This is a genomic window from Demequina sediminis (assembly GCF_039545075.1).
Lineage (GTDB): Bacteria > Actinomycetota > Actinomycetes > Actinomycetales > Demequinaceae > Demequina > Demequina sediminis.
Genome location: NZ_BAABRR010000012.1, coordinates 20,358 through 38,308, shown reverse-complemented (window position 1 = coordinate 38,308; position 17,951 = coordinate 20,358). Strand labels below are relative to the sequence as shown.

Below are 17,951 nucleotides of genomic sequence, written 5' to 3'. Positions count from 1 at the left end.
CGGGTCACCGCCTGCGGCGGCGGCGCTCGGACTGCTGTGCGTGGGGGACGATCTCCTCGAGCTCGACCATGCGCGGGACCCCCTGCAGGAAGACCGCGAACGTGGCGGGCACGCGCTGAGCGAGCTCGAGCCTGCCGCCATCGGCGGTCACGAGGTCGCGCGCGAGCGCGAGACCGAGCCCCGTGCCGCGGCCCGAGGTCACCTCGCGCTCGAAGATGCGCGGCGCGATCGACTCGGGGACGCCCTCGCCCTCGTCCGTGACCTCGATCACGACCGCATGGTTCTGTCCCGACTCGCGCGCGGTGACGCGCGTGGTGCCGCCGCCGTGCTTGAGCGAGTTCTCAATGAGCGTCGCGAGCGCCTGGGCCAGGCCGCCCGGGGTCGCGAACACGGTCGCGTGTGTGGGCGCGATCACGAGTCGCCTGCCCGCCCCCGTGAACGCGGCGGCCCACTCGGCGCGCTGCTGCGCGAAGACCTCGTCGAGCTGCACGAGTTCCGTACCGGAGCCGAGCGCGCGTCGCGACCGGCCCAGGAGCTCGTCCACGACCCCCACCAGGCGTTCGACCTGCTCGAGAGAGCGGTCCGCCTCCTCGCGAACCTCGTCCTGCTGCGTGAGCGCGGAGATCTCCTCGAGCCGCATCGACAGCGCGGTGAGCGGCGTCCTGAGCTGATGCGAGGCATCGGCCGCGAACTGGCGTTCGGTGGCGAGCCGCGCTGCCATGCGGTCCGACGACCTGGCAAGCTCCTCGGCCACCAGGTCGATCTCCTCGATGCCCGTGCTCTCGAGGCGCGGGCGCACCTGACCCGACCCGATCTGCTCGGCGGAGGCGGCGAGGTACACGAGCGGGGCGGAGAGTCGATTGGCCTGCCAGATCGCCATCGCGGCGCCCGCGACAATCGCGACCGAGCCGCTCGCGAGCACCAGGCCCACGACGCGCGCGATCTGCCAGTACACGTCCCACGTCGACAGGTAGGCCAGCACCACGATCCCCGAGTCGGTCGCGTGGCTCTCCGAGTAGGCGGGCGAGGGCTCCTCGCCCGCGGTCAGCACCGTGCCGTCGGGCAGGCGCACGTAGATGTACTCGGGGGCGCCGGGGCGCTCGCTCACGAACGAGTCGACGTTGCTGGCCGTGATCGGCTCGCCCGAGAGGTAGCGCACCTCGAGAGAGCGGGCGGCGGTGCTCGCGCGCAGGTCGAGGTCGCGCAGGGCGTCGTCACGGATGATCTGGGCCGCGGCGACGGCGAGGGGAATGCCGAGCATGACCACCGCCACGGCCAGAGCGGAGAAGGTCGCGGCGAGGACGCGGCGGCGCACGGCTCCCCTTAGGTGCCCGTCTCGAAGCGGAAGCCCATCCCGCGCACCGTCGTGATGAAGTGCGGGTGAGCGGCGTCGTCGCCGAGCTTGCGGCGCAGCCACGACACGTGCATATCGAGGGTCTTGGACGGCGCACCGGGATCCGCCGACCACACCTCGCGCATGAGCGTGTCGCGCGAGACCACGGAGCCCGCGCTCGCGACGAGCACGTGCAGCAGGTCGAACTCCTTGCTGCTCAGCTGCAGCTCGACGCCGTCGAGGTACGCGCGGTGACCCGCGACATCGATGCGCACCCCCGCCGCCTCGAGGTCGGCGCCGGACTCCGAGCCGGTGCGACGGCGCAGCAGCGCGCGCACGCGCGCGAGCAGCTCGGCGAGCCGGAACGGCTTGGTGACGTAGTCGTCCGCGCCTGCATCCAGGCCCACGACCAGGTCGACCTCGTCGGCGCGCGCAGTGAGCATGAGGATGGGCACCTGCAGGCCCTTCTCGCGGATGCGCCGCGCGACATCGACGCCGTCGATGTCGGGAAGACCGAGGTCAAGGATGACAAGGTCCGCGTCGTCTGATCCTTCGACGCCACCCATGCCCGTCCCATGCCACTCGACGTCGTACCCCTCCCGGCCCAAAGCACGGGTCAAGGGTTCTGAAATGGTCGGGTCATCTTCGACCAAAACAATTCGCGTCATGACGACACCCTACCCGCGCCCCGCGACATTGCAATGACCCACAGGGACGCGCGTGCCCCAGCGCGGATACGCTGGGTGGCCGTGACGAGACATGCCTCCTCCCTGGCGTCCACGCCCTCCCGGCCAGGGCACCCCTCGCGAGGCGCGGTGGCCCTCGTCACCGCACCCGAGCGGATCGTCCTCGTGCTCGTGGCGCTGTCGCTGTCCGCCGGCGGGTGGGTCAGCGTCGGCCTGTTCTCGCCCTGGACCGTGCTGCCGACCGCCGCGGTCATCGCGGCGCTCGCCTGGCGCATCGTCCCGCGCCCCACGCGCGTCGCGGCGGCGGACAGGGCCGGCGCGATCGTGGCGCTCGCGGGGGCCGGCGTGTGGGCGGTGGTCAACGCCGTGCTCGCGGCCGAGTACCTCATCGTCGTGCGGGATCCGGGCTTCCTCACGCTGACCGGGCTGTGGTTGGTCGACCACCCCCACGCCGACATCCCGAGCCTGGGGGCGATCGAGGCGGCCGAGGTCGACCCGACCGTGCTCGCGGACGCGTCCCAGGCCTGGAACCTGCGCGGCGACGCGATTCAGCCGCAGGGCGCGCGCCTGCTGTCCGCCGTCATCGCGGTGGGCGGGTGGATCGCGGGCGACCGTGGAGTGCTGGTCTTCAACCTGCTGATCGGGGCCGTCGGGATCCTGGTGGTGTACGCGCTCGCACGCCGCATGCTGGGCCCGCTCGCGTCGCTCGCCCCCGCCGCGGCCGTCGCGCTGTCCGTCGCGCATATCGGCCTGTCCCGCTCCGCGTACACCGAGCCTCTCACCCTCGTGCTCGCGCTGTCGGCCGCGCTGTGGCTCTGGCGAGGCGTGGAGGAGGGACGAGCCGGACCGCTCGTCCTGGGAGCGGCCGCCGGCGGCGCGACATCGTTCATCCGCATCGACGGCGCCGCCTTCGCGATCGGGCTACTCGGCGCCGCCGTGCTTGCGCTCGCGCTGTCGGACCTGCCGCGCGCGCGCCGTGCGGGGCTCGGGCTCCTCGTGATCGGGGTGCAGGCGGCGATCCTGCTCGCGGGCTACGCCGCGCTGTGGCGATGGAGCGAGGGCTATGCGGAGCGCCTGGGGGACCAGGCCCGCACGCTGACCCTGGGCTACGCCGTGGCGGCCGCGGTGCTCGCGGTGTGGGTGCTGACGTGGCTCGCGGGTGGCGAGCGCCTCGCGACGGGCGTGAGGACGATGCTGGGACGGCGGGGCGCGGTCGCGGCGGGTGTCGCGGTGTCGGGCCTCCTCGCCGTGCTCGCGTCGCGGCCCCTGTGGTGGGTGTCGCACCGCAGCACGGACGACCCGGTCGACCAGTTCACCAGCTCGGTGGTGGAGTCCTTCCAGCGCGCCCAGGGACTCGAGGTCGATCCCACGCGCACCTACGCGGAGCACACGGTCGCATGGGTGAGCTACTACCTCACCTGGCCGATCGTGATCCTCGGCATCCTGGGCCTCGGCCTCGCCACCGTGTGGATGCTGCGCGGACGTCCCGCGTGGGCGCTTCTCCTGGGTGCCGTGTTGCCCACGTCGCTCCTGTACTTCTGGAACCCCGAGGTGGTCCCCGACCAACTGTGGGCCTTCCGTCGCTTCGAGGCGGTCACTCTTCCCGGCTTCGCGATCGCGGCCGCCGTCGCCGCATGGTGGCTCGCCGGCCGGCTCGCGACCGCCGAGGCGCGCCTGCGTGCGAGGCGCATCGCGGCAGGGGCCTTCGTGGTCCTGCCGCTCACGACGTGGCTGTCGGTGGACCTCGGGGACGACCTTCCCGTGTCGGGCGCGACACCCGTGTTCGTGAGGGAGATGAGCGGTGCGTACGACCAGATCACCTCGCTGTGCGAGGTGGCGCCCGACCGCCCCATCGTGCTCGCGGGGACCTCGTCTCACTTCGGATCGCTGAGGGTGATGTGCGACGAGCCCACGGTGCTCGCGCTCGCCGAGCTCGAACCGGACGAGCTCGCGACCCTCGCGCAGTCATGGGACACCGCGCCCGTGGTGCTCACGCGCAATCCCGAGTGGTTCGACTGGTCGACGGATCCCGAGGCGGTCGTCGAGTCGCGCGTGCGCCAGGCGAGCTACACGCTGCAGGCGATCCCGCGCACCTACTTCGATCGCGACTACACGTGGTACGCCGGGATCGTCGGCAGCGATGGCGTGCTCGATCCCGTCGCGCCCGCCGCCGATGTCACCAGCCCCTGATGTGACACCCGCCGTCCCCCATCATCGGCTCGTCCCTCGCGTCACGGCCGCCGCGTGCGATGACATCGGAGCATGCGCGTCACGGTGGAGGGGGTCGGAGACGTCGACGTGGACCCCGGCACGGCCCTCGCCAAGATTCTCGACGCGGTGCGCGCTCCCGCCGCCGTGTGGTGCGGTGGCACGCGGCTCGACGCGGGCCACGCGGCGGGACGCTCCCCGCTCGTGCATGCCGCGCTGCTGACGACCTCACCCGGTCTGCCGTCGCAGCAGCCGCTCGGGCCACACCTCGAGGTCGTCGCGGGGCCGGACGCCGGCGGGCTGGTCGCGGTGGGCCGCGACACGCTCGTGGTCGGTCGCGACGGCACCGGGGTGGGCTTCGCCTTCGACGACCCCGCGATGAGCGCGCGTCACTTTGCGGTGGACGGGGCCGGCAGGGCGCGCGACCTCGGGTCGACGAACGGCACGACGCTGGTGCGCCGGGGACGCCCCCGCCGCGTGGGGAGGTGGCCGCGCGCCCTGCGCGACGGTGACGTCCTCCTGGCCGGCGGCTCGGTGCTGCGCTGGCGCGCGACGGGTCGCGCCGCCGCCGAACCGGCGGGGAAGGCGGAGTACTCGGACGCGCCCACGCGATCCGCTCCCCCGTCCCGGCCGGGCCTGGCGTGGCTCGGGGGCGTCGGCGGCACCGCGGGCGGACTCGCGCTCGCCGCCTCAACCGGCCGCTGGCAACTGGCCGCCGTGGCACTCGCGATGCCGGCGGCGATGGGCGTCGCGGCGCTCGTGGCGGGCCGGCGCAACCGGGCGGCACGCGAGGGTCCTCCGAACGACGGACTGGTCGACCTCGCCGGACTGCCCCTACCGATCGCGATCCGGGGCGAGGCGGAGGCGGCCCGCGCGGCCGCACGGGCCGTCGCCCTCGCGCGCGGAGCCCTCCCTGGCAAGCTCGAGGAGCCGTGGATGCGCTGGCTCGAACGCGCGCTCGCCCCTGGCGCGATCGTGCTGCTCGACCGCTCGTCCGCCGCGCCGAGCGATGCCGCGACGGTGCTCGACGTCGACCGCGCGACGGTCGAGATCCATGGCCGTGCGGGCCCGTGGCGGCCCGCGCTGGTGAGCGCGACCGCGGCCGATGCGGCGGGGCGCCGCCTCGCATCGTCGCGCGAGCCCGACCTTCCCGCCTCCGTGCGCTGGGCGGACCTACGCGCCGCAGCACCGACCCGCGCTCCCGGCGAGGGCCCGCGGCGGCTGCTCGCCGCCCTCGGGACGTCCGGCACAGGAACCGTCACGCTCGACCTGGACCGCGATGGCCCCCACGTACTCGTGGCGGGGACCACCGGGTCGGGCAAGTCGATCCTCCTCGAGACGCTGGTGGCCGCTCTCGCGCATGCGCACGGGCCCCAGGACCTGGGAGTCGGACTCATCGACCTCAAGGGCGGAGCGGGGCTCGCGGCGCTGCGCGACCTACCGCATGCGCGCGGGCTCCTCACGGACCTTGCCCCGACTCACGCCCGACGCGCCCTGCTGGGCATCGCGCACGAGCTGCGTTCACGCAAGGGCGCGCTCGCGGAGCGCGGGCTCACTTCGTGGGCACAGTGGGAGGCGCGCGGGCGCGAGGCGGACCGCGCCCCCGCGCGCCTGGTGGTCGTGGTCGACGAGTTCCAGGAGCTGGGAGCGATCGACCCTGGCTTTGTCCCCGAGCTCGCGCGGCTCGCGGCGCAGGGCCGATCCCTGGGCATGCACCTGATCCTCGCGACACAACGACCTGCGGGCGCGGTGACCCCGGAGATCCGCGCAAACGTGTCGACCGTGATCGCCCTCCGGACGGCCACCGCCGGCGAATCGCAGGACCTCATCGGCGACAGGTCCGCGGCGGACTTGCCGGTGGGCGCGCCGGGGCGCGCGATCGTCGCGACGGCGGCGGGCAGGGAGACGATGCAGGCGGCGCTCCCCGTCGCGCGGCCGCGCGGCGCCGTGCGCATCGTGAGCGAGCCCGGCCCGGCGGGCGTCAGCCTGGCGACTGCTGCCGCCGCACGCTGGGAGGGCGCCCCTGCCGTCGAGCCTCTCTGGCTTCCACCGCTGACCAGCGATGCCGAGCCGCGCGCGGGCGCGCTCGGCTGGGTCGACCTCCCCGAGGCCAGGACGCGCATGCCCCTGCGCTGGGACACGACCGCGGGGCCGTGCGTCGTCGTCGGGCCGCGCGGCTCGGGGCGATCGTCGATCCTCGGCGCCATCGCGTCCACCACGCCGCAATGCGTCGCGCTGCCGGAGGACCCTCGCGAGGCGGCCAGGACGCTCGACCTCGCGGTCCGCCACGGCGTGGCATTGATCGTCGACGACGTCGAGCGCACGGTGGCCGGCCTCGACCCGATCCTGCGCGGCGCGGAGCAGGCCCTCGAGGACGTCGCGCGGCGCGTTCCCGTCGCCGTCGCGTGCGGTCCGGGCTGGGGCGCGCGGTGGTCAGGCCGCGCGGGCCTCAGGATCGTCCTCTCGGGCCTGGACCCGATCGAACAGACCCTGTGGGGAGTGCCACCGTCGCTCACGCGGCTCGCGCGCGAGCCGGGGCGAGGGGTCGCGATCGGCGTCGACGGCACGGGAGAGTGCCTCGTCACCCGCCGAGAAAGGGGGCAGGATGGGCATGGCCGACGCCTGGTCGTCCCGCTCGTGTGCCCGCCCGATCTCGCACCCGATGCGGTGGGGGTCGTGGGAGACGCGGCGCGGCCGCTCGTGGTGACCGATACCCCCGTGGCCGTCGTGGGCCCCGCCGGACCGGCGCGCGCGGAGGCGATCGCGGTGCTCTCCGCGGCGGGAGTCTCCTGCCACGCCGTCACTCGCCTCGAGCACGGGGACTCGACCGGCCGTGTCGAGATCGTGGTCGAACCCAGTCCCGCGCACCTGGCGACGCTGGGGCTGCGTGCCTTTCCCGGGCTCGTCGACGCCGCGCCGCCGCGCGGGAGGGTCGTGGTGCGCCGGGGCGGGATCCTCGAGGCCGCTCAGCTGCGCTCGCCTGAATAGCGGGCGGGGCCCTCGTGAGCCGCGCTCAGCCCGCGGGACGCAGCGCGTCGCGGCCCGCGACGACCACGGCGACGCCGACGGCGATACCGAGGATCGCGGCGACGGAACCGATGAGCGGCTGCGTCCCCGCAACGGTCACCCCCGCGAAGGTGAGCAGCACCTGCCACGTCACGGCGGCGGACACCGCCCACCGCGCGCCGCGCGCGAGGCCACGAGCCACGGGCACAAGCGTCATCGCGACGATCCCGGCAAACGCGGCGAGGCCCGCGGTGAACTCCGGCTCGGGCGACGAGAAGGCGTAGATCGCGTAGGCGACGGCCGCGACACCGAGCAATCCCGCCTCGAAACCGAGCCCCGAGGCGGCCGCTCGCGACCACCCGCGAGACCGGGACGTGGGGCCGTGGTGGGGCTCCGTCATCCGTGGCCTCGGCACGTTGTGAGAGAACCCACAGGAAACACCTCTTGAAACATGTTCGTTACTTATGCGAATCTTAAGGAAGTCGAACGTGATGGCGCGACGAATCCCACCACCCTTTGGGCCTCGTCGCGCCATGCTACCCCCCAAGGAGACCCCATGGATTGGCGCAACCGCGCAGCGTGCCTCGAAGTCGACGACCCCGAGCTGTTCTTCCCGGTCGGCAACACCGGACCCGCCCTCGTGCAGATCGAGAAGGCGAAGTCGGTGTGCCAGCGGTGCGAGGTGCGCGACACCTGTCTGCAGTGGTCGATGGAGCACAACCAGGACTCGGGCGTCTGGGGCGGCCTCTCGGAGGACGAGCGTCGTTCTCTCAAGCGTCGCGCCGCGCGCGCACGCCGCGCCGCCAAGTAAGCAGGCCTCGGGCCACCACACCCGTCGCGTCAGCCCCGCCCGGTTCGCCGGTGCGGGGCTGACGCCTTTCTCCGTCCGCTACAGGCGCGGGTCGGAGGCTCGCTCCTCGACACGCACGCGCAGGTCGACCACCGAGCCGTCCTCGATCTTGCGCCACTCGATCGACCCCGAGAGTTCGTTCTGCACGAGCGTGCGCACGATCTGCGACCCGAGGCCGGTGGGGTCCCCCTCGATCCCCACGCCGTCATCGGCGATCTGCACGTGCAGCGCATGTCCGTCCCGCTGCGCCGTGACCGTGATCGTGCCGCGCGCACGGCCCTCGAAGCCATGCTCGACCGCGTTCGTCACCAGCTCCGTGATGACGAGCGCGAGGGACGATGCGTACTGCGCGGGGATCAGCCCGAACTCGCCCGTGTTGAGGATCCTCACCTGCGTGTCGGGCGAGGCGACGTCGGCCGCCATCCGGATCGACCGCGACACCAACTCGTCGAAGTTGACGAGCTCATCGAGCGTGCCCGACAGGGTCTCGTGCACGAGCGCGATCGTGGCAACGCGCCTCATGGCCTCCGCGAGCGCCTCCTTGGCCTCCGGCGCCTCGACGCGACGGGACTGCAGCCTCAGCAGGGCCGCGACGGTCTGGAGGTTGTTCTTGACGCGGTGATGGATCTCGCGGATCGTCGCATCCTTGGTGATGAGCTCGCGCTCTCGCCGACGCAGGTCGGAGACGTCCCGGCACAACAGCACCGCGCCCACCCTGCTGCCGTGCTCGGTCACCGGAATCGCGCGCAGCGACAGGCACGCGCCGTTGGCCTCGAGGTCCGTGCGCCACGCGGCGCGACCCGCGACCACCATCGCCAGCGTCTCGTCGACCACGCCCTGGTCCTCGAGGAGCTCGCTCGTGACGCGAGGAAGGGACTTGTTCATGAGCGAGCCGTGCACGCCCAGGCGGTGGAAGCACGACAGCGCGTTGGGCGACGCGTAGGTGACGTGGCCCACCGCGTCGAGGCGCAGCACGCCGTCCCCGACGCGCGGCGCGCCGCGGCGCGGACCCGTGATGGACGTGTGCAGCGGGAACTCACCGCGCGTCACCATCCGCAGCAGATCGTCCGCCGCGCCCTTGTAGTTGAGCTCGAGGCGGCTCGACGAGCGCGACACCGCCTGCGACACCTCTCGCGTGATCACCGCGATCGCGCGCCCGTTCATGACCACCGGCAGCGCGTCCTCGCGCACCGCGTAGGTCTCGTCCCATCGCGGCTCACGCGACGCGACAATCCCGCCCTCCTCGAGGGCCCTGCGCAGGTGAGCCACCCTGCCGCCCGGCGCCAAGGTGCCCACGACATCGTCCAAATGCACCGTGGGACCCGTGGACGGCCGGCACTGGGCGACGGCGACAAATCCCTCGTCGACCGCGCGCCACAGCACGAGATCGGCGAACGACAGATCCGCGATGATCTGCCAGTCGGACACCAGCAATGCGAGCCAGTCGGCCTCCGCATCCGTGATGGGGCCTAGTTCTTCGATCGTCTCGCGCAGGGTTGCCACGCCACTAGCGTAGGGCGGTCGCCGCCTCGCGCTAGCCTGGGCCCAGGGGGTTCCACCGGTGAAGATCACACACAGGCACGATTTCGAGGCCACGCTCACGGACGTCTCGTCCATGCTCACGGATCCGGCATTCGCTCGCGAGCGAGCGGCCGCGCTCGGCACCGAGGCGCAAGAGGTCGACATCGACGCGCGCGAGGACGGCACCGAGACAGTGGTGTTGCGTGCGCGCGTCCCCGCGACATCGATTCCCGCCGAGTTCCGGTCCTTCCTGGGACGGGACCTCACCGTCACCTACACCGAGGTCTGGGAGCCGCTCACCGATGCGGATCGCGTGGGCACCTTCGCCGTCGAGATCGCCGGCGCGCCGGGCCACGTCTCGGGGGCGATCGGGATCACCGCACGCGGCGCCGCGACGGAGCTGCTCGCGACGGGTGACGTGATCGCCAACGTCCCCCTCGTGGGCCCCATGATCGAGCGCGCGGTGGCCGGCGCCGTCGAGCGCGCGTTCACGGACCAGCTGAGCGTCGCGGACTCCTGGCTGACTCGATGACCCGTGCCGCCCAGCTCGCCCTGGTGTTCGCGGGCGGGGCGCTCGGGGGGGCGGCACGCATCGGCGTCATGGAGGCGTTCCCCTCGACCGCCGGCCCGGTGCCATGGGACCTGCTCGCGGTCAACGCGCTCGGCGCGCTCGCACTGGGCTTCGTGGTGGCCCGCACGCAGGCGCGCGGGCCGTGGCGGGCGTTTCCCGCGATCGGCCCGGGCTTCCTGGGCGGCTTCACGACCTTCTCGGCCTTCGCGGCCCTGCACTGGTCGACAAGCGCACGTCCCTCCCTGGCGCTCGCGGTGCTCGTCGCGACCATCGCGACCGGGATCGCAGCGGCCGCGCTCGGCTGGTGGGCAGGGGACAAGCCACCGACCCCGGTCGATGAGCACGCGATCTTTGTCGAGGAGAACGAGTGAGCGCGTGGGTCTACCTGGCCGCCATCCTCGGATGCGGCGCGGGGGCGTGCCTGCGCTTCTCGATCGGCTGGCTCGATCGTGCGAAGACGTTCCCCTGGCCCACGATCGCGGCCAACGCCCTTGGCGCGGCGCTGGTCGGGGCGGTGATGGCCCTCGCGGACGATGCCCTGCTCACCCCGGGTTGGACCTTCGCCCTGGCCACGGGCGTGGCAGGAGGCCTGTCGACGCTCTCCTCGCTCGCGGTGGACGTCGTGGTGCTCGCCAAGGATCGCCGCGCCCGCGCGGCGGTCGCGTACCTCGTCCTCACGCTCACCCTGGGCGTGGGCGCCGCGTGGCTCGCGTACGCGGTGGCCGCCTCGGTTGCGTGACGCCGCGGCCACGTGGGACTACGGAACGACCGTGACCCCGCGCCAGAACGCGATCCTGCCGCGGATGTGCTCGGCCCTCGCCTTGGGCTCGTCGTAGTGCCACGCCGCGTCCCGATTGACCTCGTCCCCCACCACCACGTCGTAGTAGGCCGCGGTGCCCTTCCACGGGCACACCGAGGTGAGTTCCGAGGCGCGCAGGTGCTCGGGACGCACCGCATCCGCGGGGAAGTAGTGGTTGCCCTCGACCACCACCGTGTCCTCGGACTCGGCGATGACCGTGCCGTTCCAGAGTGCCTTCATGGCGATCCTCCCGTCGGAATGTGTGACGGGTCAACCATGATGGCGGTCCGAACTATTCCCTCGGTCGGCGCACGGCGATGGCCCTCACGGCGGCGGCCGCCACGAGCAGCGCCGCCGCGGACGCCACCGCGACACCGGGCAGCGACGCCATGAGCGCCACGCAGATGGCCACGGCCACCGCACTGAGCGGACGCGGCATGCGCCATCCCGCGACACGGCCAGCCCCCGCGGCCCTGAACGCGGCGGTTCCGGCGACCGCATAGTAGAGCAGCACCGCGAACGACGACATCGCGATCGCCAGCGTGAGGTCGCCGCGCCACGCGAGACCCACGGCCGCGAGGCATGCGAGGCCCTCCGCGAGCACCGGCACGCCGCCCGAGGTGCGCGACAGGACGCCCGGCAGGTCCCCCTCTCGCGCCATCGCCATCGCGGTACGACCGAGCCCCGCGGTGAGCGCCAGCAGGGACCCGAAGGCGGCCGCGATCGCCGCGACCGTCACGAGCGGCGCCGGCAGCCACGACCCGGCCACGGCATCGGCCACGGGCGCGTCGGACGTGACAAGGCGCTCCCCCAACGCCGCGGGCAGCGCGAGCGCGAGCGCGAGGTACAGCGCGAGCACCGTGCCGAGCGCGGTCGCGATCGCGCGCGGAATGGTGACCGCGGGGCGCACCACCTCCTCGCCGAGCGTCGCGATGCGCGCGTAGCCCGCGAAGGCGAAGAACACGAGCGCGGCCGCGCCGAGCACCCCGGTGAGCGCGCCGTCGGGTGCCGCGAGCGGTGCGGCCGGAGCCGCGGCGCCCCCACTCGCGACCACGGCGAGCACGAGCACGCCGATCGTGAGCGAGGCCAACACGACTGCCGCCGCGCTCGTGCGCGTGATGCCTCGCGAGTTGAGCGCCCACGACGCGAGGATCGCGAGCGTCGCGACCACGGCGGGCCGCTCGGGCCACACGTAGTGGCCCATCGCGAGGCCTATCGCCGCGATCGAGGCGGTCTTGCCGACCACGAACCCGATTCCCGCCACGAAGCCGGGCCACGCGCCCAGCTCAGCGCGGCCGTACGCGTACGCGCCGCCAGCTACGGGATAGACGGCGGCGAGTTGGGCGGTCGAGCCCGCGTTGAGCATCGCGGCGACTCCTGCGAGCACCACCGCGACGACCAGCAGCGAGCCGGCCTGGGCAGAGGCGGGCCCCCACACGGCGAACACGCCCGCGCCGAGCATTGCTCCGGCGCCGATCGCGGTGGCGCCGGGCAGCCCGACGACGCGCACGGTCATCGGGCGACGGCGCCGGGATCGAGGTCGTCCTCGACGAACTCATCCACCTCCGCCTCGCTCGCCTCGGCCTCGGCCACCGCGAGCGCCGCGCCGCGCGGCCTGCCCGCGCGCACCCACGCCCAGTACAGGCCCCCCGCGACCACGAACGTCGCGGAGAGCGAGCCGATCGCGGCGGGCCTGGTGAGGTTGGCCACCAGCGTGAAGGCGACCGCGAGAGTCGCGACCGCGTTGAGCACGAACCACCCCAGGTGCCGCTCGCGGAGGGCGAACGTCGCCATCGCCACCAGTCCCATGAGGAAGCTCACGAACACCGCGACCGCGTAGAAGATCACCAGCCGCTGGTCTCGCGCGCCGGCCGCCGCCACGACGGCGGCCGAGACCGCGAGGAAGACGAGCACGCCGGTGACGGGGACGTGGTGCACGTTCGTGCGGCCGAGGAACGCCGGCAGCACGCCGTGGCGCGAGGTGCCGTCCGCGGAGCGCGCGAGCGCCTTGAGAAGGCCGGGGCCGGCCTGGAAGGAGGACGATGCCGCGGACAGGAGGAGCAGCGCGGTCGCGCCTTGGAAGGCGGCGAAGACCGCGGGGGTGTCGGCCGCGCGCGCGAGTTCCGCGACGAGTGTCGTGTCCTCGTGGGGCACCTGGATTCCCAGATGCACGACCGCCGCGGTGATGGACAACGTGAGGGCTCCCACGATGCCGAGAGTGAGCCACAGCGCCCACCGTCCAAACGAGCGGCGGCCGTCGTCGTCGAGCTGGCCGAGTTGAGCGATCGCGGACGACGGCGCCTCGACGCCCGTCGCGAGCGCCATCGCCACAGGGAAGGCGAGCGCGACCGCAAGGGGCGCACCGTGGGTGGGGCCGGCAACCGGCTCGGCAGGGACCGCGTCGAGCCCGAGCACGGGGGCGAGCACCGCGACCGCCACCACCAAGAACGCGAGCGTGAGGAGCGCGAAGATCGCCCGACCCAGGTGACCGAACCACATGAGACCCGCGACGGTGACGAGCAGCAGGAGCGCGAGCAGGAGGCGGTGGGGCGCGAGTCCCGGCACGTAGGCAATGATCGCCGACGAGCCCGCCGACACCGAGATCGCGATGGTGAGCACGAAGTCCACGATGAGCGCGCCCATGGGCACGAAGGCATAGCCCTCGCCAAAGGCCTTGCCCGCGGCGGCCGCGGATCCGCCGCCCTCGGGGAAGCGCGCCACGAGCTGGTGATAGCTCGCGACCACCAGGGCGACCACGAGCACCACGGCGCTCATCGCGGGCATGAGGAGGGTGAGGTTGCCGTCGAGCGCGCGCAGCGCGGCCTCGATCGCGTAGGCCACCGAGGACACGGGGTCCGCCATGACCGAGAACGCGAACGCGATGAGGAGCGCGGTGCGCCCGTGCCACCAGTGCATGCCCGCGCGGCGGGTCGTCGTGGCGGTGGTGGTCGAGGTCACGTTTCCTCCAACTGCTGACCGGTGGACCGGCGCCCTCGCGTCGTCACCGCAGGCCAGCGTAGACCCGCGCGTGACGCCGCAACAGACCGGAGGTCCCGAGCCGGCCAGTCCTCACGCGGGAGCCCCCTCCCAGGCGTCGAACGCCTCGCGCGCGAGGGTGCGGCCGAGGTCGATCATCTCGGTGCCGCGGTGGAAGTCGAGCGTGCCGCACGCGTCCGCGGGCACGTTGACCATGACGTCGGGTGGATAGCCGGCGAGGCGATAGCGCTGGACGGTGTTCTCGAGCGTCTGGAGGGAGCGATCGATGACGTCGAGCGTGCTCACCTCGATCGCCGCCGCCGCTCCGGGCGGCCCGTGCGTCTCCACGGGCACCTGTTCCAGGGCATCGTCCCCCAGCTCGCCCTTGGCGCGCAGGCGGTGCGTCATCATGCTCAGCAGGCGCGGCTCGGCGACGTTGAGGGACGGCAGGCGCAGCCGCGGCAGGCGCATGAGCGGCGGTCCGGGAGCCACCGGCGGCTCGGGGGCGTTGCCGCCGCGCGAGTTGCCCGACAGGTTGACCGCGATCACCGCGTCCGCGCGCACCGCGGCGAGAGGGATGACGGGAACGGGGTTGAGGATGCCGCCGTCGGCGAGCAGCCGCCCGTCTCGCTGGACAGGGGTGATGACCATCGGAATCGCGATCGACGCGCGGATTGCGTCGACCACGGGTCCCTCGGTGAACCACACCTCGGCCTGCGCGATGAGGTCGGTCGCGACGGCGGTGTACGGCACGGGGAGATCCTCGATGAGGCGGCCGTCCAGGATCTCGTCGATGCGGCGCATGATGCGGTCCGCACGGATGGCCCCGGCGCCCTTGAATGCCGGGTCCATCATGCGCAGCACGTCCCGGCGCGACATGGACTCGATCCACTCGCGGTAGGCCGGCAGGCCCCCGGCGGCGTACAGGCCGCCCACGAGCGCACCCATCGAGGCTCCCGCGATGCCGACGACCTCCCAACCGCGGTCCTCGATCTCGTCGATCACGCCCACGTGCGCGTAGCCGCGCGCGCCGCCGCTACCGAGCGAGAGGGCAATGCGGGGGCGGTCGCCTGAGGTCACACGAGCAAGGCTAGCGGCCCCTCGCCGCGGGCGTCCGAGGCGCACCCGGGACCTCGGATGCGGCGTCTCCTGCCCGCACCCCGTATGGTTTTGTCGAACGTTCACATCGGACGTCCGCCCGTGCGGACGCATGACAAGGAAGTGGTGACCCGATGACTCACGCGCAGGCGGCCGGCCTGGTGGCGGCAATCACGGCGGGGGACACCTCGCTCGGCATCGAGCTCGGTTCGACGCGCATCAAGGCGTGCCTGATCGGCCCAGATCACACGGTCATCGCGACGGGCAGCCACGCGTGGGAGAACGAGTTCGTCGACCGCATGTGGACCTACTCGATCGATGCGATCTGGGAGGGGCTGCGCGCGAGCGTCGCGGACCTGCTCGACGCGGTCGAGGCCGCGCACGGCGTCCGGCCCACCACCGTGGGCGCGCTGGGCGTGTCCGCGATGATGCACGGCTACCTTGCGTTCGACTCCGAGGGCGAGCTGCTGGTGCCCTTCCGCACGTGGCGCAACACCACGACGGAGCGCGCCGCGGCGGAGCTCACGCGGGAACTGGGCTTCAACTTCCCGCTGCGCTGGTCCGCCTCGCACGTCTACCAGGCCATCCTGGACGACGAGCCGCACGTTGAGTGCCTCGACTTCCTCACCACTCTCGCGGGCTACGTCCACTGGAGGCTCACCGGCCGCAAGGTACTGGGCGTGGGCGACGCGTCCGGCGTGTTCCCGATCGACCCCGCGACGCGCGACTACGACGCCGCGATGCTGGCGCGGTTCGGCGAGCTAGTTGCCGCGCATCGTCCCGGCCTCGACGCCGCCGCCCTGCTGCCCGAGGTGCTGGTCGCGGGCCAGGAGGCGGGACGCCTCACCGCGGAGGGGGCGGCCCTGCTCGACCCCACCGGCACGCTGCTGGCCGGCATCCCCGTGTGCCCGCCCGAGGGCGACGCCGGAACCGGCATGGTCGCGACCAACGCGGTCGCGCCGCGCACGGGCAACATCAGCGCCGGGACGTCGATCTTCGCGATGGTGGTGCTCGAGCGCCCGCTCGCGAGCGTCCACGAGGAGCTCGACCTGGTCACCACGCCGGCGGGCGACCTGGTGGCCATGGTGCACTGCAACAACGGCGCGTCGGAGTTGGGCGCGTGGGCCGGGGTGTTCACCGAGTTCGCCTCGGCTCTTGGCGTCGAGGGCGGCGCCGATGCCGTCTTCGAGACCCTTTTCACCGCGGCCCTGCAGGGTGAGGCCGACGGCGGCGGGCTGCTGGCCTACAACTACCTGTCGGGGGAGCCGATCACCGGGCTCGCGGAGGGCCGCCCGCTCGTCGTGCGCACTCCGGGCAGCCGACTCACCCTCGCGAACTTCATGCGCACGCAGCTCTACGGCGCCTTCGGCACACTCAGCGTGGGCATGAAGGTGCTCACGGATGAGGGCGTCGAGCTCGACTCGATGTTCGCGCACGGCGGCATGTTCCGCACCGCGGGCGTGGCGCAGCGCCTGCTCGCCGCGGCGATCGACGCCCCGGTCACGGTGGGCGACACCGCGTCCGAGGGCGGTGCGTGGGGCATCGCTGTGCTCGCTGAGTACGTGCGCACCGGCGCGCTCACCACGCAGGGCGAGGACCTGGGCACATACCTGAGCACGCGCGTCTTCGCGGGCGCAGCGCTCGACGTCGCTCAGCCCGACCCTGCCGATGTCGCGGGCTACGCTGCCTTCCTCGAGCAGTACGTGGCCGGACTCGCGATCGAGCGCGCCGCGGTCGAGGCGATCCACTAGGGGCCGGAGGGGGCGCGAACCGGTTCGCCCGCCCACGCTTCCGCAAGTCACACATCTGACGACCGGTGGCGGGCCAACCCCGCACGAACCCACGAAACCCGGCGCCAGATGTGTGACTTGTGCACGGGAGCGAACCGGGCGGCGAGCGACGGGCAGGGTCGCGCCCCGGGGAAAGCAAAAGGCCCGGACCGTATGGTCCGGGCCTTGCTTTCGTAGCGGGGACAGGATTTGAACCTGCGACCTCCGGGTTATGAGCCCGGCGAGCTACCGAGCTGCTCCACCCCGCGTCGGCCTGATAAGCATACATGGGTCCCGCCTCACCTCCTAATCGCCCCAGTCTCGCTAAGGTCGAGGGCATGACCGAAAACGATCCCTTCGCCGCCCGTCCGGGCGATGTCGCGCCGCCCGCGGCATCGTCCCCTCAGCCCCCCGCCGCGCCCGGCATGATCCCCGGCGCGATGCCTCCCCCCTCGTACTCCCCCGATTACACGGTGCCGTTCGATCGCAGCGGCGTGCCGCTCGAGAAGCCCGAGGGACTCGCGAAGGCGCTCATCATCGTCGCCGCGCTGTACACCGTGACCGCGCTGCTCTTGGCCGTCTTCGCGCAGAGCGACATCGACGCGATCCGCCGCACGGCGGAGACCGGCGAGATCGCCTTCGGCGCGGGGACGCTCGTGTCGTTCCTGAGCCTCCCGCTCCTCATCGCGTCGTTCGTCGTCTACGGCCTGTGGATGACCCGCATGCGTCGCAACCGTGAGGCACTCGGCACCAAGCCGGGCATGGGCGCCGTCGAGTGGTGGGGCTGGTTCATCCCGCTGGCCTCCGCCGTGCTGGTGCCGCTGGGCGCACGCAAGGTCACGGGCCGCGCGGTGTCGATCGGACTGCTCCTCGGCTGGTGGCTTCCGTGGCTCTTGTCGGGCATGGTCGGCGGCGCGGCATCCGCGATGACGCAGTTCTCGGTCGACCTGACCACGGGCGAACTGGTCCGTCCCGAGCTGCTCGACGCGTACCCGTCGCTCATCTGGGCGTCCTTCGCGCTGACCCTCATCTCGCTCGCGTTCTTCGTGCAGTTCATCCGCTCGGCCACGCAGCGCCACCTCGAGTCCTAACCCACCGCCCAAGCCACGAGGGCCGCATCCCGTCACCGGGATG

16 protein-coding genes and 1 tRNA gene are annotated in these 17,951 nt (G+C 72.8%); 8 read left to right on the top strand and 9 right to left on the bottom strand.

Annotated elements, in window-relative coordinates; all coding sequences use genetic code 11:
• Nucleotides 1-4: 4 nt before the first annotated feature.
• Entirely contained in the window at nucleotides 5-1,315 is a 1,311-nt protein-coding gene (locus tag ABEA62_RS10650) for an ATP-binding protein (protein WP_286215196.1), read from the bottom strand.
• Nucleotides 1,316-1,323: 8 nt separating this feature from the next.
• Nucleotides 1,324-2,001: a response regulator transcription factor gene (locus ABEA62_RS10645; RefSeq protein ID WP_286215195.1), complete on the bottom strand. Its 678-nt coding sequence runs from the start codon at nucleotides 1,999-2,001 to the stop codon at nucleotides 1,324-1,326.
• Nucleotides 2,002-2,148: 147 nt separating this feature from the next.
• Here ABEA62_RS10645 and ABEA62_RS10640 point away from each other — a divergent pair, with 147 nt between their 5' ends.
• Together ABEA62_RS10640 and ABEA62_RS10635 are read left to right on the top strand one after the other, a co-directional pair.
• On the top strand, nucleotides 2,149-4,209 hold the full coding sequence (locus ABEA62_RS10640; protein WP_286215194.1) for a glycosyltransferase family 39 protein: 2,061 nt from the start codon (nucleotides 2,149-2,151) through the stop codon (nucleotides 4,207-4,209).
• A gap of 72 nt (nucleotides 4,210-4,281) precedes the next feature.
• Nucleotides 4,282-7,215: an FtsK/SpoIIIE domain-containing protein gene (locus ABEA62_RS10635; RefSeq protein WP_286215193.1), complete on the top strand. Its 2,934-nt coding sequence runs from the start codon at nucleotides 4,282-4,284 to the stop codon at nucleotides 7,213-7,215.
• A 25-nt stretch (nucleotides 7,216-7,240) separates the two neighbouring features.
• Here the strand turns inward: ABEA62_RS10635 and ABEA62_RS10630 are convergent, their stop codons facing one another.
• The gene (locus ABEA62_RS10630; RefSeq protein WP_286215192.1) at nucleotides 7,241-7,633 is read right to left on the bottom strand and encodes a hypothetical protein; all 393 of its coding nucleotides are present in this window, start codon (nucleotides 7,631-7,633) and stop codon (nucleotides 7,241-7,243) included.
• A 156-nt stretch (nucleotides 7,634-7,789) separates the two neighbouring features.
• On the opposite strand from ABEA62_RS10630, the gene ABEA62_RS10625 reads away from it, so the two are divergent.
• Nucleotides 7,790-8,044, top strand: coding sequence for a WhiB family transcriptional regulator (locus ABEA62_RS10625; RefSeq protein WP_286215191.1), 255 nt, complete (start codon nucleotides 7,790-7,792; stop codon nucleotides 8,042-8,044).
• A 78-nt stretch (nucleotides 8,045-8,122) separates the two neighbouring features.
• Here ABEA62_RS10625 and ABEA62_RS10620 read toward each other — a convergent pair whose 3' ends face one another.
• Complete coding sequence (locus tag ABEA62_RS10620; protein WP_286215190.1) at nucleotides 8,123-9,586, bottom strand: sensor histidine kinase; 1,464 nt, start codon at nucleotides 9,584-9,586, stop codon at nucleotides 8,123-8,125.
• Nucleotides 9,587-9,644: 58 nt separating this feature from the next.
• Between ABEA62_RS10620 and ABEA62_RS10615 the strand changes: the two genes are divergently transcribed.
• Genes ABEA62_RS10615 through ABEA62_RS10605 form a run of 3 tightly spaced genes read left to right on the top strand, consistent with a single transcriptional unit; the run spans nucleotide 9,645 to nucleotide 10,914 of the window.
• Entirely contained in the window at nucleotides 9,645-10,136 is a 492-nt protein-coding gene (locus tag ABEA62_RS10615) for a DUF2505 domain-containing protein (protein WP_286215189.1), read from the top strand.
• Nucleotides 10,133-10,546, top strand: coding sequence for a FluC/FEX family fluoride channel (locus tag ABEA62_RS10610; RefSeq protein WP_345380046.1), 414 nt, complete (start codon nucleotides 10,133-10,135; stop codon nucleotides 10,544-10,546). The genes ABEA62_RS10615 and ABEA62_RS10610 overlap by 4 nt, the downstream gene beginning before the upstream one ends.
• Nucleotides 10,543-10,914, top strand: coding sequence for a FluC/FEX family fluoride channel (locus ABEA62_RS10605; RefSeq protein WP_286215188.1), 372 nt, complete (start codon nucleotides 10,543-10,545; stop codon nucleotides 10,912-10,914). The genes ABEA62_RS10610 and ABEA62_RS10605 overlap by 4 nt, the downstream gene beginning before the upstream one ends.
• A gap of 18 nt (nucleotides 10,915-10,932) precedes the next feature.
• Here the strand turns inward: ABEA62_RS10605 and ABEA62_RS10600 are convergent, their stop codons facing one another.
• The 4 genes from ABEA62_RS10600 to ABEA62_RS10585 all read right to left on the bottom strand — a co-directional run bounded on the left by ABEA62_RS10600 (nucleotide 10,933) and on the right by ABEA62_RS10585 (nucleotide 15,030).
• A complete protein-coding gene (locus ABEA62_RS10600; RefSeq protein ID WP_286215186.1) occupies nucleotides 10,933-11,214 on the bottom strand; it encodes a DUF427 domain-containing protein in 282 nt (93 codons plus the stop codon).
• 52 nt (nucleotides 11,215-11,266) lie between these two features.
• Nucleotides 11,267-12,490 carry an APC family permease gene (locus tag ABEA62_RS10595; protein ID WP_286215185.1) on the bottom strand — a complete coding sequence of 408 codons (1,224 nt, stop codon included), beginning with the start codon at nucleotides 12,488-12,490 and terminating at the stop codon, nucleotides 11,267-11,269.
• The gene (locus tag ABEA62_RS10590; protein ID WP_286215184.1) at nucleotides 12,487-13,932 is read right to left on the bottom strand and encodes an amino acid permease; all 1,446 of its coding nucleotides are present in this window, start codon (nucleotides 13,930-13,932) and stop codon (nucleotides 12,487-12,489) included. Before ABEA62_RS10590 ends, ABEA62_RS10595 begins: the two co-directional genes overlap by 4 nt.
• A gap of 111 nt (nucleotides 13,933-14,043) precedes the next feature.
• Nucleotides 14,044-15,030 carry a patatin-like phospholipase family protein gene (locus ABEA62_RS10585; protein ID WP_286215183.1) on the bottom strand — a complete coding sequence of 329 codons (987 nt, stop codon included), beginning with the start codon at nucleotides 15,028-15,030 and terminating at the stop codon, nucleotides 14,044-14,046.
• A gap of 152 nt (nucleotides 15,031-15,182) precedes the next feature.
• Between ABEA62_RS10585 and ABEA62_RS10580 the strand changes: the two genes are divergently transcribed.
• Entirely contained in the window at nucleotides 15,183-16,799 is a 1,617-nt protein-coding gene (locus tag ABEA62_RS10580; protein ID WP_286215181.1) for a xylulokinase, read from the top strand.
• A gap of 213 nt (nucleotides 16,800-17,012) precedes the next feature.
• Here ABEA62_RS10580 and ABEA62_RS10575 read toward each other — a convergent pair.
• A tRNA-Met gene (locus ABEA62_RS10575) sits at nucleotides 17,013-17,086 on the bottom strand.
• 69 nt (nucleotides 17,087-17,155) lie between these two features.
• Here ABEA62_RS10575 and ABEA62_RS10570 point away from each other — a divergent pair.
• Nucleotides 17,156-17,908: a DUF4328 domain-containing protein gene (locus ABEA62_RS10570; protein WP_345380039.1), complete on the top strand. Its 753-nt coding sequence runs from the start codon at nucleotides 17,156-17,158 to the stop codon at nucleotides 17,906-17,908.
• Nucleotides 17,909-17,951: the final 43 nt, after the last annotated feature.

What these genes read in the sequence shown, in the direction of transcription:
- ABEA62_RS10630 (WP_286215192.1), bottom strand. Translation starts at nt 7,633, where the DNA reads ATGACGGAGCCCCACCACGGCCCCACGTCCCGGTCTCGCGGGTGGTCG.
- ABEA62_RS10570 (WP_345380039.1), top strand. Translation starts at nt 17,156, where the DNA reads ATGACCGAAAACGATCCCTTCGCCGCCCGTCCGGGCGATGTCGCGCCG.
- ABEA62_RS10635 (WP_286215193.1), top strand. Translation starts at nt 4,282, where the DNA reads ATGCGCGTCACGGTGGAGGGGGTCGGAGACGTCGACGTGGACCCCGGC.
- ABEA62_RS10600 (WP_286215186.1), bottom strand. Translation starts at nt 11,214, where the DNA reads ATGAAGGCACTCTGGAACGGCACGGTCATCGCCGAGTCCGAGGACACG.
- ABEA62_RS10580 (WP_286215181.1), top strand. Translation starts at nt 15,183, where the DNA reads ATGACTCACGCGCAGGCGGCCGGCCTGGTGGCGGCAATCACGGCGGGG.
- ABEA62_RS10595 (WP_286215185.1), bottom strand. Translation starts at nt 12,490, where the DNA reads ATGACCGTGCGCGTCGTCGGGCTGCCCGGCGCCACCGCGATCGGCGCC.
- ABEA62_RS10610 (WP_345380046.1), top strand. Translation starts at nt 10,133, where the DNA reads ATGACCCGTGCCGCCCAGCTCGCCCTGGTGTTCGCGGGCGGGGCGCTC.
- ABEA62_RS10645 (WP_286215195.1), bottom strand. Translation starts at nt 2,001, where the DNA reads ATGACGCGAATTGTTTTGGTCGAAGATGACCCGACCATTTCAGAACCC.
- ABEA62_RS10625 (WP_286215191.1), top strand. Translation starts at nt 7,790, where the DNA reads ATGGATTGGCGCAACCGCGCAGCGTGCCTCGAAGTCGACGACCCCGAG.